The 13,649-nt window shown below is 56.6% G+C and carries 13 protein-coding genes; 10 read left to right on the top strand and 3 right to left on the bottom strand.

Annotated features, from left to right (window positions below; all coding sequences use genetic code 11):
- Positions 1-54 precede the first annotated feature (54 nt).
- The 7 genes from AC6RA8_RS07675 (at position 55) to AC6RA8_RS07645 (ending at position 7,133) form a co-directional block, all read left to right on the top strand.
- Positions 55-1,950, top strand: coding sequence for a DEAD/DEAH box helicase (locus tag AC6RA8_RS07675; protein ID WP_500351733.1), 1,896 nt, complete (start codon positions 55-57; stop codon positions 1,948-1,950).
- A gap of 498 nt (positions 1,951-2,448) precedes the next feature.
- Positions 2,449-2,817: a VOC family protein gene (locus AC6RA8_RS07670; RefSeq protein WP_500351732.1), complete on the top strand. Its 369-nt coding sequence runs from the start codon at positions 2,449-2,451 to the stop codon at positions 2,815-2,817.
- A gap of 222 nt (positions 2,818-3,039) precedes the next feature.
- Positions 3,040-3,927 (top strand): LysR family transcriptional regulator, encoded by an 888-nt coding sequence (locus AC6RA8_RS07665; protein ID WP_500351730.1) that lies wholly within the window; start codon positions 3,040-3,042, stop codon positions 3,925-3,927.
- A gap of 188 nt (positions 3,928-4,115) precedes the next feature.
- On the top strand, positions 4,116-5,144 hold the full coding sequence (locus tag AC6RA8_RS07660) for a zinc-binding dehydrogenase (RefSeq protein ID WP_500351728.1): 1,029 nt from the start codon (positions 4,116-4,118) through the stop codon (positions 5,142-5,144).
- Complete coding sequence (locus AC6RA8_RS07655) at positions 5,141-6,052, top strand: serine hydrolase domain-containing protein (RefSeq protein WP_500351726.1); 912 nt, start codon at positions 5,141-5,143, stop codon at positions 6,050-6,052. The genes AC6RA8_RS07660 and AC6RA8_RS07655 overlap by 4 nt, the downstream gene beginning before the upstream one ends.
- Positions 6,053-6,181: 129 nt before the next feature.
- Positions 6,182-6,505 carry a hypothetical protein gene (locus AC6RA8_RS07650; RefSeq protein ID WP_500351725.1) on the top strand — a complete coding sequence of 108 codons (324 nt, stop codon included), beginning with the start codon at positions 6,182-6,184 and terminating at the stop codon, positions 6,503-6,505.
- Positions 6,506-6,722: 217 nt separating this feature from the next.
- Positions 6,723-7,133, top strand: coding sequence for a GNAT family protein (locus AC6RA8_RS07645; RefSeq protein ID WP_500351723.1), 411 nt, complete (start codon positions 6,723-6,725; stop codon positions 7,131-7,133).
- A gap of 372 nt (positions 7,134-7,505) precedes the next feature.
- On the opposite strand, the gene AC6RA8_RS07640 is transcribed toward AC6RA8_RS07645, so the two are convergent.
- Together AC6RA8_RS07640 and AC6RA8_RS07635 are read right to left on the bottom strand one after the other, a co-directional pair.
- Positions 7,506-8,741, bottom strand: a complete 1,236-nt coding sequence (locus AC6RA8_RS07640; RefSeq protein ID WP_500351721.1) for a fumarylacetoacetate hydrolase family protein — start codon at positions 8,739-8,741, stop codon at positions 7,506-7,508.
- Positions 8,742-8,823: 82 nt separating this feature from the next.
- Positions 8,824-9,615, bottom strand: a complete 792-nt coding sequence (locus AC6RA8_RS07635; protein WP_500351720.1) for a MipA/OmpV family protein — start codon at positions 9,613-9,615, stop codon at positions 8,824-8,826.
- A gap of 243 nt (positions 9,616-9,858) precedes the next feature.
- Here AC6RA8_RS07635 and AC6RA8_RS07630 point away from each other — a divergent pair, with 243 nt between their 5' ends.
- A complete protein-coding gene (locus tag AC6RA8_RS07630; protein WP_500351718.1) occupies positions 9,859-10,704 on the top strand; it encodes a LytTR family DNA-binding domain-containing protein in 846 nt (281 codons plus the stop codon).
- A gap of 474 nt (positions 10,705-11,178) precedes the next feature.
- Here AC6RA8_RS07630 and AC6RA8_RS07625 read toward each other — a convergent pair whose 3' ends face one another.
- Positions 11,179-12,066, bottom strand: coding sequence for a LysR family transcriptional regulator (locus AC6RA8_RS07625; RefSeq protein WP_500351717.1), 888 nt, complete (start codon positions 12,064-12,066; stop codon positions 11,179-11,181).
- A 140-nt stretch (positions 12,067-12,206) separates the two neighbouring features.
- On the opposite strand from AC6RA8_RS07625, the gene AC6RA8_RS07620 reads away from it, so the two are divergent.
- Both AC6RA8_RS07620 and AC6RA8_RS07615 read left to right on the top strand, forming a co-directional pair.
- Positions 12,207-13,169, top strand: coding sequence for a tripartite tricarboxylate transporter substrate binding protein (locus AC6RA8_RS07620; RefSeq protein ID WP_500351716.1), 963 nt, complete (start codon positions 12,207-12,209; stop codon positions 13,167-13,169).
- 6 nt (positions 13,170-13,175) lie between these two features.
- A complete protein-coding gene (locus AC6RA8_RS07615) occupies positions 13,176-13,646 on the top strand; it encodes a tripartite tricarboxylate transporter TctB family protein (protein ID WP_500351715.1) in 471 nt (156 codons plus the stop codon).
- Positions 13,647-13,649: the final 3 nt, after the last annotated feature.

Here is a 13,649-nt window from a genome sequence, read left to right as displayed (position 1 = left end):
GCCGGAAACCCTATTAGAGAAAGCCAGATCAGTGGCCCAGTAACAGGGGGCTAGATAGGCTTCGGCCCGTGCATCGTCCATGATCTTCTTGATGAGAAAGGTAGATTTGGGCGGCCGGCGGCACCGCTTGCTGTCATTATCGCGCCAACGCGAGAATTGGCGCTGCAAGTGCGCCGAGAGTTCGATTGGCTTTTTGAACAGGCAGGAATTGTGACCGCGTCAGCAGTGGGCGGCATGGATACCCGAACGGAACGCCGGGCGTTGGAGCGCGGCGCGCACGTCGTGGTCGCAACCCCCGGGCGGTTGCGCGATCACGCCACGCGCGGCGCCCTTGACCTTAGCGATGTACGCGCTGTCGTTCTGGATGAAGCCGACGAGATGCTGGATATGGGCTTTGCCGAGGATCTTGAATTCATCCTAGATCAGATCCCGGCGACCCGGCGGACATTGATGTTTTCGGCCACTGTTCCGCGGGGCATCGCCAAGCTTGCACAAACCTATCAGAAAGAGGACGCGCGCCGCCTCAAGATCGGCAGCACAGAGGCGCAGCATGCCGACATTTCCTATAGTGCGTTGAACGTCGCGCCGTCGGATATCGAAAAGGCGATCATCAATCTGCTGTGCTTTCACGATGCTCAAACCTCGATTGTCTTTGCCAATACCCGCGCCATGGTGGCCCGTCTGACGGCGAAATTTTCCAACCGAGGATTCAAGGTCGTCTCGCTGTCTGGCGAACTCAGCCAGGCAGAGCGCGGCAATGCGATGCAGGCGCTACGGGACGGCCGCGCGCAAGTATGTGTGGCCACCGATGTCGCGGCGCGCGGCATTGATCTTCCTGGCCTGGAATTGGTGATCCACGCGGATCTGCCGTCAAATGCCGAAACGCTGCTTCATCGGTCTGGCCGGACGGGCCGCGCAGGTCGCAAAGGCCAGTCAATCCTGATCGTACCTGGGCGGCATCGGTCCAAAGCGCAAAGGTTGCTCAAGACGGCAAAGCTAGATGCAACATGGCGAGCACCACCCTCTGCGGAAGAGGTCCTTGAACGGGAAGAGGAGCGCATCATCGCCGACCCCGCTCTGAGGGAGCCGCTTAGCGCCGAAGAGACCGCGTTCGTCGAACGTCTGCTCGCGGGAAGAACGCCCGAACAGGTGGCAGCGGCCTATCTGCGCCTTTACCGCGAGCAGAACTCGGCCCCCGAGATCCTGGGCGCAGCGCCAAAGCCCGGCAAAAGCCCCATGTCAAATCCCGCCGACTTTGGCCCAAGCACGTGGTTTTCGTTGTCATTGGGGCGCAAGCAACGGGCAGAGCCGCGCTGGCTGCTGCCCATGCTGTGTCGCAATGCCGGGCTGGCCAAAAATGCGATCGGCGCCATTCATGTCCAGTACCATGAAACCTTTGTTGAGATCGCCAGTGACGCCGTCACGGCAATGAAACAAGAACTGGGTGAGGGTCTGGTCATCGAACAGGGAGCAACCCTGACGGAATTGACGGGCGTTCCGGATTTCGATGCTTCGCCCAAGGGGCCGCCTGCCGAGCCGCGACCGTCGCAGGCTCATCGGGGCCAGCCCAGAAACCGCGCTGATGTGCGATCAAAACCCGTGAAATCGGCCGAACAGGCAGAAAAAACTGCCAAAGCGGCGCCCAGGCGCGCAAAGCCCAAAAGCCAGCCACCCAAAAAGACACCCGACATCCATCGAGGCAAAGGCAAAAGGCCACAGGACGCGGCACCGAAAAAGCCGGGCGAAGGTACGGGGCCAGGAAAGGCGACCCCGAAACCGGCCAGACAGAAAAACCGAGCCGAAAATTCTGCGGACGAGTCCAAGTGGTCGAAGCCCGGAAAAGCGCAGCACGCGTCAAAGGGCAAGGCCAGAAACGGGCAGCCCTCGCGAAGCAAGCGCGGCAAAGGCGGAGACGCCAGACCATTCCGCAAATCCCCAAATAAGACCTGAAAACTTGCGGATGTCGAAACACAGGTACCGGGATCGGCCTGACGCTCACAAACACCGACCAACCACGTCCGTCTCACACTTGAGAAACATCCGTTTAACGGAAAACGGCCCAATCCTGCCGTTCGCCCCTAAAGATAGTTGCTGCAGTGCGGCCCTCCAAACCGGACTTTCGCTGCGCTGCCGAAACCCTGATCCACTACAACTCACGCATCGTGAGGCAAACCAGCCGTTAGCTTCTCTGGCAGCAAGGTTCGCTTTCTGCCCGGGTCCAGACCTCGGATCGTGCCAAAACTGAGCACTGGCAGCCATGCGGGCTATGAACGCAGCATTTTAATGATAGGTGGAAGGTCTGCCGAGGCAGGGGAGGGCCATTGTCTTTGTGCCAGTCGCCGCTACCCATCCCAAATGATTGCTTGAGCGGTCCTTCTTGAACCCTTTCTCGGAAATCGATTGTTGGCGCGTTCATCGCCTGCAAATTCGTCACGCAATAGAGAAATCATGATCAACTATGTAGTGATCGGTACTAGAGACCTTACTGCTTCGGCAATCTTTTTCGATGCCGTGCTTGGCGCAATCAAGGGCACCCGCGCCTACAGCCTTGGAAACATGATCGGCTATAGTTTCGGAACGGGCAAGCCGATGATAATAGTCACCTACCCCTATGACGGACAGCCGGCTTCCCATGGCAACGGCACAATGATTGCGCTCGCTGCCAGCGACAGCAGTCATGTCGACACTGTCCATGCCATCGCACTTGAACATGGCGCAACTGACGAAGGGGCTCCTGGCAGACGCGGTCGGAACTTCTGCGGCGGCGATTTTCGAGACCCGGACGGGAACAAACTCAGCATTAGCAGATCATCCTGACAACCGGAGTTTTTTGAGAGGCAAAACTGCGGGCCGAGATACCTTTGTCCTGCCGGTTGCCCCAAGGACACTCTGCCAAGTGGCGCGGGATCATATCGGGGTGGGTTTGCTCTACGCAGGGACACATCTCTCTATATCGAAGCGGCATCTATACGTTTTTTGTTGGTATACTGTGGATACACGTCGGTTTTTTATGCAAAAACCGGGTGTATATGTTTGCCCATGAATTGGAACTCGATCTCTTTCGACTGGAACCAGGCCCGGGCATTCCTTGCGGTCGCAGAAGAGCGCTCTCTTTCTGCTGCGGCAGCAGTTCTGGGTGTCACACAACCTACGATCACAAGACAGATTGCAGCTCTGGAGAAGAACTTAGAAGTGATCCTGTTTGAGCGTTCTGGGCGATCTGTGTCCCTCACGCCAACCGGATTGAACCTGTTGGATCACGTAAGAACCATGGCAGACGGCGCCAACATGATGTCGCTAGCCGCGTCTGGTCAATCTCAAACCATCGAGGGTCTGGTTCGCATATCGGCTACAGACATGACCGCGGCTTATGTGCTGCCACCAATGCTCGACCAATTGCAATTGGTCGCGCCCAATCTGGAGTTGGATATCGTGGCGGATAACAATGTCAGTGATCTGCTTCTTCGACAGGCTGACATTGCAATCCGCCATGCTCGGCCGGAAGAACCGGATCTCCTCGCCAAGCTTGTCTGTGAAGACCCGGCACGTTTTTTCGTCGTCTCCAAGTACACAGATTCATATGGCGAGCCCGAGCTGGACGAAGACCATTCGCAGCACCAATTCGTCAGCTTTGGTGATGCAGAAGGCATGCTTGCACACTTTCAGACACTTGGGCTCAAGCTGACAAGGCAGAATTTTAGGTATGTCTCGCGCTCGCAGGTCGTTGAATTGGAGATCGCGCGTCAAGGACATTGCATCGCGATCATGACAGACCGCATCGCAGCCAGGTTCCCGGAATTTGGACCGGTGCTGACCGACATTGAGCCCTTCAAAATACCAAACTGGCTGGTTGCGCACCGAGAGCTACACACAAGTCGTCGCATCAGGTTGGTATTCGATCTTCTGAAAGAATGCCTTTCCCAATAGTGGCGCGACACCCTTCTTTCCGCTGAGCCTTCTTGCACCGTCCCAAAAAATGAGGAGTCCAATCCGATGCAGCTTCTTGCGCTGCGGCATCCCTTGAGCACGTCCGGTGGGTTCGCAGCGCCTGCCGCTGGCGAAGTTTCGGATCATCCGAATACCGCATTTGCATAGACAAGAGAGGGGGCTACCCAATGAATTCCTTTAAAGGTCATCGCATTATTGTTCAGCGTCGCGGGCCGCCAGACGTCCTTTCTTGGACGCCGGTTCAAGTCCGCGCGCCTGCCACTGGAGAAGTGCGCGTCCGCGTCGAAGCTGCTGGCGTATCCGGTTTCGATCTCATGATACGCGGCCACTGGTTCTTTGGGTTCACCAAACCGCCATACACGCCTGGCGAAGATTTTGTTGGCATTGTAGACGCGACCGGGCCGGATGTAACCAGTTTCACCAAAGGCCAAAGGGTTGCTGGCTGGACGTTCGGACAAGGCGGCGGCTACTCGGAGATGATCATCCGCCCGGCTGAAACACTGGTTCCAGTGCCGGATGGCGTTGAGTCTGTCACAGCGGCCGCGATCATAACCAACTACCTCACGGCATCGCTTGTGCTGGAGAAGACAGCCAAGGTGCGTCCCGGCGAGCGGCTTTTGATCCATGGTGCAGCTGGTGGGCTTGGTTCAGCGCTTCTGCAACTTGGCCGCTTAGCCGGGTTCCAAATGTTCGGCACTGGCAGTGATGAATCCAGTGACTTCATTGCTGGAAATGGCGCTGTCCCCATCAACTACAAAACCGAAAATTTTGTCCGTCGTATCCAAGATTTGACCAATGATGGGGTGGATGTCGTGATCGATGTCGTTGGCGGACCCCGCCAGCTTTGGCGATCAAGCCGATGCCTCAGGCGCGGGGGACGGTTGGTCATGCTGGGAATGGCATCCATATATAAATCCGGCGCTGCAATCATTCCGCTCAGTCTGTTGACCGCCGGTACGGTGGCGCTTTCGCCAAATGGTGTGAGCGTGCCAATGTCGCCGAGCATGTTGAGTTTTCCGGCAAAAAACCTCGACTGGTATAGGGATACGCTGACGGACCTACTGGAGAAGACCGCAGCGGGTCGTCTATATCCGGCCATCGCAGCAGAGGTGCCCATGTCTGAGGCAACCCGGGCCCATTCAATGCTCGAAGCGGGTGGCCTTGTCGGCAAAGTCGTGCTGACCAACTCAAAATGAAGATTGGCCCACATTCGATGAACTCACAGCCAATATACCACCATTGGATTACCACCCAAGGTCGCGAGGACGGGTATAGCCCTTCCGGAGCGCTGTTCCCCTACTGGAGCTTCACAAAGACGGCTATCTCAATTTGCGCGCTTAAGCTTGTAGAAGCTTCTTACTTGAGCCTGGACGCCCTCGTGCCGGGTCAGCCATTTACCCTTCGTCAACTGCTGCAGCACACTTCGGGCTTGCCGGACTACGAGCCTCTGAAAACATATCGTGCGGCGGTCGCAGGAAAGGAGGAACCTTGGTCGCGCCAGAAGCTGATGGAAGCGGCAATGGCCCAGGGCATGCTTTTCGATCCTGATAAGGGCTGGTCCTATTCCAACATCGGCTACCGGTACGTTCGCGAATTGATAGAAGAGACCACCGGTATGCCAATTGGCAGAGTGATTTCGGACCTCCTGTGTCAGCCCCTAGGTCTGCGGAGCGTGAAGTATTGGGAGACGCCCGAACAAACGGCTTCTCTGAAATGGGATGCTGCTGACGGCTATGATCCACGTTGGGTCTTTCACGGCTGCCTAATCGGTTCTGTTTCGGATGCAGCGCATCTTTTGCATGCTCTCTTTCATGGTCAGCTGCTTCGTGCCGACACCCGTCGCGAAATGCTTGTTCGCCATGTCATCGGCGGAACAATTCCTGGGCGGCCCTGGACAGAATGTGGCTATGCGCTTGGATTGATGTCTGGCGAGGTTGGCGAAATTGGGAGGGCCATCGGACATTCAGGAGGAGGACCGTTCAGCGTCAACGCGGTCTACCATTTCCCGGACAGGCCGGACCCCGTCACAGTGGCCTGCTTCACAGATGGGGAGGACGAAGGAGTGGCGGAGTTCAAGGCCGTCAAAATCGCTAAGCAGGTCTGAGGCATGTCCGTGAAAATGGCACGCCTCGCCGCGGCTCTACGCGGCTAAAGATCCATTCTCACCGAACCAGAACCGCCAACAAAGTCATAATCGGCTGCGCGGCGGAGACGTCCAAGAGGTTAAAGCGTGGTGAAAGAAAAGAAATCATATGATCTTGAGATCAGCATTGATGACGACATGACGAAGAAAAAGATGCTGAGAGTTGTGGAGCGCGCCGCGATTGGAACCGGATCATACATCTCGCATATCGGAGGTTATTCGCGCAACAAGTACCCCAACTCCGTTCACTGGCACTTCAAGAGACACAAGAAAGAGCCGGGTTTGATTGATGCCACATTCTGGAAAGAAGGTACGAAATTCTGGCTGATTGTGAGGAACAATGAACCACAGTGGGTGCATGACACAGCACCGTTGCTTCGGAAGGCTCTGGAAAACGAGTTGGCAGAACTTTAGGTGGGGCTCGTAGTTGCAGCGGAGTTCCCGGTGCCGACTTGGTTTAGTCGTCAAAATCAAAACTACAAATGTTCGGGCTCTGGTTCATGTTACGTTGCAACGACGGTCTGGAGCGCGTGCTTACACAACAATCCCCTGGTCAAGAGACACTAGATTGCAACGTAAGATAACATTTGCCCGGTTGCACGAAGTTGAGCCAACAACGATAGCAGCCCACATGTCCGATCCACGTATGGCGGAACACATGCCCCTCCTTTCTATGGATTGGGACGCCAACGTGGCGGCGAAATTTATTGCTAACAAGGAAGAGTGCTGGGCGCGCGATGGCCTTGGGCACTGGGCTTTCTTCGCCGATGGTCGGTACGTCGGATGGGGCGGTTTTCAGAGGGAAGGTGATGAATGGGATTTCGGCCTGGTCTTGCGGCCGGACTCCTTTGGCCTTGGTGCTCGTATTGCAAAGAAGGCGATTGAATTTGCCATTGCCGATGACCGCATCCCATACGTCACGTTTCTCATGCCGCCATCCCGTCAGAATTTGGGCGCACTTAAGAGGCTGGGTGCAAGGCACGTCGGCGAGGTCACTTACGATGGAGCCAACTTTCTCAAGTACCACCTTGAGACCAGCTGACGGCTTCGTTCGCGCACTTTGCAAGGGTCCCTGCAAGCACTAACCCGCCAAATATGCTCGATTTCGACTGTGCTCGCAGCCCAGTCTTTGTCCGCAAGCCTGGTACTGACAAAAACGACCGGCGCAACATCGGTGGTTTGCCTGTTGGTGAACCAACGACTTGCCGGACGTTTCATTTGGCGACCGCCCCCAATGGAAGAAGTCGCTATTGATGTTGCGCCGTCCCGCAAAGGGACGCCGATATCTTCAGATCTCACACGTCGAGGAAGCAATGTCGTGTACCAACCAAGAAGAGTGATGAGCCGTCTTCGTCGCGCGCGCTCGGATGAACCTCGGTGCGGCAAACTTTGGACGCACACTGCCAATTTTTCATCATGGCCCACCAACGCCATTTAGGGCGACTTCATTCTCGTTCTCGCTTACGACGGTGATGGATATCTCGCCCATTGATGATGACGAGTATCTGATCACCTCGCCCGGCTGCAAAAACCGGCCCGCACTTAGCTCTTCGCGGATGAAGGCCTCCACGACACCGTCGTATCCAGACTGGCCCGTCAGAAAGCCACCGCTCAGGACGTATTGCAATGCGCCTCGGGCGATCTGCAACGAGCTTGGAGGCATAAAGATCACCCCTTCGGCTGTGCCGGACATAAGCGCTTGTCCGCGTGCCAGTCTCTTGTCTTGAAGTAAGTGAAAATGCCGACCGCGAAAGACGAAGCGTTCTGACTCAAGATCACTCAACGCCTTCTCGATAAGCTGACGAAAGTTGAGGATCATCTCGCCCCCACGTGCATCCTGCCGCAAGGCGTCACCCCGATGCGTCGTGATACGCTCCGTCGCAACGAAGCGCTCCCAATCTGTGGGGATCACCAGAAAGGGGCCAGTGGGAAAGAAATCAGAACCGCTCTTGGCATCGCTGAACCCTGAGCCGGAATCGAAATTGTCCACGTCGATCATTCTCGACAGCACGGCGCGGTCCGTGAAATCAGCGCACAGAAAGAACCCTTTGCGCGCTTCGTCGAAATCCTCGACCGTTGTGATGTCCCTGTCGAACCGAATGCAAAGCTCGACTTCGTAATCAAGCAACATGCCTTCCCTTTGGACGACAGTGGTAACGGGTGGAGAGGGCGGGCCGAATTTCGGGAAGGCAAACACGGACTGACTGTTTGTTTCTTCTGCGTGTTCGGGGAAATTCGTACCCGAAGACAGGTGTCGGTCTCCGTCCCCGGCAGCTGATGCGAGTTCGGCGAGTGTATAGCTTTCCGCAAGACCGGTTCCCGACGCGCTGTTCGCTTCCATGTAAAGCTTGGTCAAGTGCGTTTCGCCCACCGCTGCAAGTGTGTCGAAGAGATCAGCGTCAGGCTGTGCACCGTGGTTTGTCAAATCAATCGCCATAATCAGCCCGTCGGCCAATCCAGTTACCAACAACTGAACACCGGCGTGCGTCTGGGCAAGGGTGATTGCCTCACTGACTGGGAGCACTCCGGGCACCAGAGGCGCATTCTCCGCCGAGATCGGATTCGTGCGGGCGGGATCGTCGCGAATAGAGAAAACTAAACCGATGCAGATCGTGACGATCAGGGCGGGAAGGTAGATGACAGTTTTCATTTCAAACCTCATGGGTGTTTGGGTGCTCGGACATGGGCTGCGCGCTCAGGCCCGAGCAAAGCCATTTTGGTCAAAGCGGTGTTCAGAAGCGGAAGAAGACGCCGGTTGAAATCTCGGTTTGCCCATCGTCGAAGGTGATCGGGCTGTCCTTGGCGTCGCCCAGCAACCGTGAGTGCTCGATGCCGAGGAAGACCCCCGTGCGTTCGGTCAGGCTGTAGGAGGCGGTCAATTCAAGTCCTACACGTTCAAAGCCGGAGCCTGCATCGAATGCAGCAAATCTCGAAGAAGCAGCTTCGGCAGCGGTTACTCCATAGAATGCGTCCGCATAGGAGCCGTCAGACCATACGATAAACGGCTTTGCAGACACTCTAAGGCGATCCCCTAACGGTGCTGAAAACTCTGCACCAAACGTGGCGCGGGTCCCCTCGTGGCCGTCACTGCTTATGCCTTGGCTCAGCTCAAACTCCAGATCGGCAATCCCAAGGTCATACTCCAGAAACGCGGTAACCAGCCCGCCTGCCTCGACATCGCGCAATCCTCTGAGCCGTTCATCATCCTCGACAAGGCGCTCGTCAAAATCATAGCCAATCGCAAAACCAAGAGTGAGATCGCCCGCCCCTCTGTTCCGCAAGGCAAAAACACCAAGGCCCCGCTGGTTCAGAAAGAAGCGGTCGCGCCAAACGAGATCAATGACGGGAAAAGACTGGGTCGAGGTCTCGTCAGAACCAGAGAATTCGGGACCGGAGCTGACGCCGACCCCAACCATACCGGTGAAATCTCTTTCGCGATCCTGCGCGAGGACCCCTGTGGGGCAAAGCACCAGGCCCGCAAGTGCCATGGGAAAGACTGACAACGCTCTGTGAATGTCCGACATTGGAATGTCCTTTTTCTGTTTCAAAATGCGCGGCAACTTCATCGGCGCGCATGACGGCCAACAGACAGCTTGGGTGTCGAAGATTTTGAAGGGCCGGTTCACGAACGTGATAAGGAAATTCGCGAATGGCAACGATTGGTGCGCCAGCGGTCGTATTATGACCGTTCGCGAATTGCACGTTTATGTTGAGGGGATTGCGCCCTACCAACGGTTGAATGAGTCGCGTTGAGCGAGGTGGGGTAAATGAAAGATCCGGAAGGTCGTACCGGCTTCGCATCCGACGGTTTAAGGTCAAACCTGCTGAGTGTTCTTGGCTCGGGTGACCTGTCCTGGCGCCAGTTGGCGCATCATTGCCTTGCCTTCGCGGTTGTGGGCGGACTGGTGATCACCAGCTTCGATCCTTCCGTGACCTCCGGGATGCCTTTCTGGGTGGCGGTTCTGCACTGGATCACACATCTTTTTCTTGCAGCGGTTCTGTTGATGGGCACGGCAACGTTGGTGGCACTGTCCGGGCTTCGAATGCCGTGGCCTCTGGTCGTTGCAATTTGTTTCCTGCCTCTATTGCTTGCACCGTTCTCAATGGCTCTCGATGTCCTTCTCGGTGAAAAGCCGGACGATAGCCTGATCAATGCAGGGTTCAGTAGGCGCTACGTTGAGGAATTGCTGAATGTCGCGCCGCCGTCGGTGGGCCTGTCAGCCATAATGGCCGTGTTCGCCTATCGGGCGGCAGAGATGGCCAAGCAACAGCGCCACGCCATACTCTCTCGCCTGGCACCAGAACCAGCACTGCGCAGCGCGATCCCGGTTCCACATAAACTGGGCGACGATCTGGTCAGGATCGAAGCGCAAGACCACTATGTTTCGGTGGTGACAACCGAGGGAATAGCCACGATGAAGCTGGCGTTCTCGGACTGTGTCGAAGCGCTCAAGGAGTTTCGGGGGATGCAGTGCCACCGGTCGCACTGGGTCAGGTTCCGGCATATCAAAAGAGTTAAGCGTGTCGGTAGCGCCTATGCCTGTGTGCTCGAAAACGGAACGGAGGTGCCGGTGAGCCGACGCCGCCATGCCCAGCTCAGGAAAAGGCTCTAGGTCGGCCGCAGTCAAACTTCCTTCCGATCACCCGATGGATGTCTGAAGACTTCTGCGTGGTGACGTTCGACGGCCAAAGGCAAACTAAGCACACTCGGCTAGTAAAAATTGCCGCCAATTGTTGGGCAAGTAAGGCAATCAACTCAAAGTCCGGTGGTTTGTTTAATGGAACCAACGCCGCAGTGAAGACCCTCTTCACTTCCGAAGCTTCTTTGATTTTGAGCTAACTCCTGCCGTCAGCGCCTGGGTAGCATTGACATTGGCTCAGCTGAAGGCTCTTCGAAGATGGCCCTTAGCGGACTCTCAAGACACCGCTCGGATGCTGCATCCGCAGTCTGCATTGCCACCTTTCGCTAGACCAAAAATTTCAGACCTGGCCAAGCTCACAGTCCGCGAACTGCGCAGCCGATAGCCTCTACAGGTCCAATGAGCGCTTTCGGCAACAGGCAGGACGACCAGAATCGACAGCACCCCTTAGATTCGCGGTTTCTTAACTTCACCGGATTTATAGGTGAAATGCCGCTTCAGAATTTCGCCAAAAGCATGCGCGGATTGCTCTGCCACCTGTCGCTCTGCGACGAAGTAACCGAATTCGATGAGGAGTTCCTGCTTCCATGGGATCAAGGTGATCCCATCCACCAGTTCAGGATCAATCGATATCGGATCGGCGAACGCGAAACCAAGACCCTGATGGACCAGCCGATAGGCCGCTGTACCCACAGATACCTCATAAGCTGGCATGTCCAGTCCTGCGACATTCCGATCAATGAGTCGGCGTAGCACCGTCGAGTCATCAAGCGCGATGTAGGGGACACCGCGCAAGTCTTCCGATCCGAGGCAGCTGCGCTTTGCCAGTGGGTGCGCGCGCGCCAGCGCAATGCAAAGCGCAGTGGCCCCCAGCCGTATCGGGTCTAGCTTTTCTACGGGCAACGGCAGGGCCGAAACACACATATCAAAGCGTTGGTTCATGATCCGGCGTCCGAGGTCCCGCCGCAACATGATTTCCAACTTGACTGGTTGGTCGGGGTTAGTCTCGGCGAATTCCGCGATTGCCGGAAGCACAAGACCATTCGCAATCCGAGTCTGGGACACAATACGAAGCGGACTGCGCACGTCCTTTTTGATCTGACCAAAAACGGCAGGTAGGTCATCAATCTGGGCGAGCAAACTCAGCGCTTCCGGATAGAAGACTTCGGCCTGAGTCGTCGGGATCAGACGCTTCTGATCGCGGCTGAACAGACTGATATCAAACTCCTCTTCTAGCAGTCCGAGTTGCCGGCTCGCGGCTGATTGGCTGAGATGCATGCGATCAGCAGCACGTGCGAGGGTGCCCTCTTCCATGACGTACACGAAGATGCGCAAGGACCGTATGTTCATTGTTCGACTTTTTCGATTCATAGATCCGTTAATTGCGTTTTTTATATGCTGAGCCCTTTGCTAAGTTCCAGCGAGAACTTGAACGACGCCGCGAAGACGGGTGTCGACGTCTGTGGGAGGACATCATGAAAAGACGCAACTTCATCAAGACGGGCCTGTCAGCTTCTGCCCTACTGGCTGCGGGCCCGGCGCTGGCGGAATGGGTGCCACGGCGCCCAATCAATGCAATCCTGCCATATTCGGCAGGTGGCGGCACTGATGCCTTGGCCCGTGCCGCCGCTGCCTCGGCCGATGGCATTCTTCCGGTGCCGATTGTCATCGTGAACAAGCCGGGATCGTCTGGAATTGCCGGTGCGACTGAAGCCGCCGCAGCGCGGCCAGATGGCAATACGATGATGGTGACCTCTTCTGGGTCGTTCCTGCTGACCTCGATGCTGCGCGAAACGGATGTGAACCCGTTCGACAGCTTTGAAATTATCGCCCAGATCGGAAACTTGACCCCGGCTGTGATTGTTCCGGCAAACAGCCCGTTCCAAAGTGTGCAGGATCTGGTTGACGCGGCGCGAGCCAATCCCGGCGCATTGCGGTGGGCTCACAATGGACGCGGCGGGTTCCACCAGGTTGCCGGCCAAAGCTTCCTGAACCGCAACGGTCTTGAAGCGCAGGACGTACCGTTCAAGGGCGGTGGCCCGACCCGCGCCGCGGTCATCGGCGAACAGGTTGATTTCGCTTTTGTGGGTATCCAACAGGCCGCTGGGTTCGAGAATGAATTGAGGGTGCTGGCTCTGGCCGCACCGGAACGCGATGCCATCCGCGACGACGTGCCGACCCTGGCAGAACTTGGGTTCGACTATGTTGCTGTTTCCTCGCCCATAGTGTTCTTTGCTCCAAAGGGAACGGACCCTGAGATCATCGGTGGGATGGAAGCTGCATTGAAAGCAATCACCGAAACACAACAGTTTGCGGACTTGATGCGCGAGCGGGGCAACGTTCCGGCCTTCTTGAATGGCGCGGACACGACCGCCCTGTTGCGACAGATGCAGGAAGAGACCCAGCCTGTGATCAATGCATTGAGGTCCGAAGGATAAGGCTCAATGTCGTCAAAGGCTGCTTCCGCCTCACGGGCCGTTGGCGTGACGCTGATCCTGCTTGGGATTGGCGCCATGCTCACGAGCTTTGGGATCGGGCTGGATCAATACGGACGGTGGGGTGCGCGGTACTTCCCGCTAGGTGGGTCCGCTGCGCTGCTGCTTTTGGGATTTGCCGAGCTGTGGGGCGCAAAGCCCGCGCCCACCATCGGCAGGCGGTCCCTTCCGGCAATTGCGGCCCTTCTAGTGCTGTCAGTGGTCTACGTGTGGTCGATCTCAGTCTTTGGATATCTGATCAGCACGGCCTTGGCAGCGCCGCTCGCCCTTTACATCTTCGGTGTTCGCAACCCGATTGGTCTGGCGACGGCGGCGGTCCTTTGCCCGGCCGTTTATCACGGTATCTTCTTTGGTCTGTTGGGAGTTTTTCCACCGCTGGGCCGCTGGTTCGATCTGCTTGACGTGATCGGAGGGTACTGAGCG

The sequence above is a fragment of the Tateyamaria sp. genome, assembly GCF_059783535.1.
This window is presented reverse-complemented; position numbering and strand designations above follow the sequence as displayed.

Coding starts and splice junctions, on each gene's coding strand:
- AC6RA8_RS07670 (WP_500351732.1), top strand. CDS start 2,449: ATGATCAACTATGTAGTGATCGGTACTAGAGACCTTACTGCTTCGGCA.
- AC6RA8_RS07665 (WP_500351730.1), top strand. CDS start 3,040: ATGAATTGGAACTCGATCTCTTTCGACTGGAACCAGGCCCGGGCATTC.
- AC6RA8_RS07660 (WP_500351728.1), top strand. CDS start 4,116: ATGAATTCCTTTAAAGGTCATCGCATTATTGTTCAGCGTCGCGGGCCG.
- AC6RA8_RS07655 (WP_500351726.1), top strand. CDS start 5,141: ATGAAGATTGGCCCACATTCGATGAACTCACAGCCAATATACCACCAT.
- AC6RA8_RS07645 (WP_500351723.1), top strand. CDS start 6,723: ATGTCCGATCCACGTATGGCGGAACACATGCCCCTCCTTTCTATGGAT.
- AC6RA8_RS07640 (WP_500351721.1), bottom strand. CDS start 8,741: ATGAAAACTGTCATCTACCTTCCCGCCCTGATCGTCACGATCTGCATC.
- AC6RA8_RS07635 (WP_500351720.1), bottom strand. CDS start 9,615: ATGTCGGACATTCACAGAGCGTTGTCAGTCTTTCCCATGGCACTTGCG.
- AC6RA8_RS07630 (WP_500351718.1), top strand. CDS start 9,859: ATGAAAGATCCGGAAGGTCGTACCGGCTTCGCATCCGACGGTTTAAGG.
- AC6RA8_RS07620 (WP_500351716.1), top strand. CDS start 12,207: ATGAAAAGACGCAACTTCATCAAGACGGGCCTGTCAGCTTCTGCCCTA.
- AC6RA8_RS07615 (WP_500351715.1), top strand. CDS start 13,176: ATGTCGTCAAAGGCTGCTTCCGCCTCACGGGCCGTTGGCGTGACGCTG.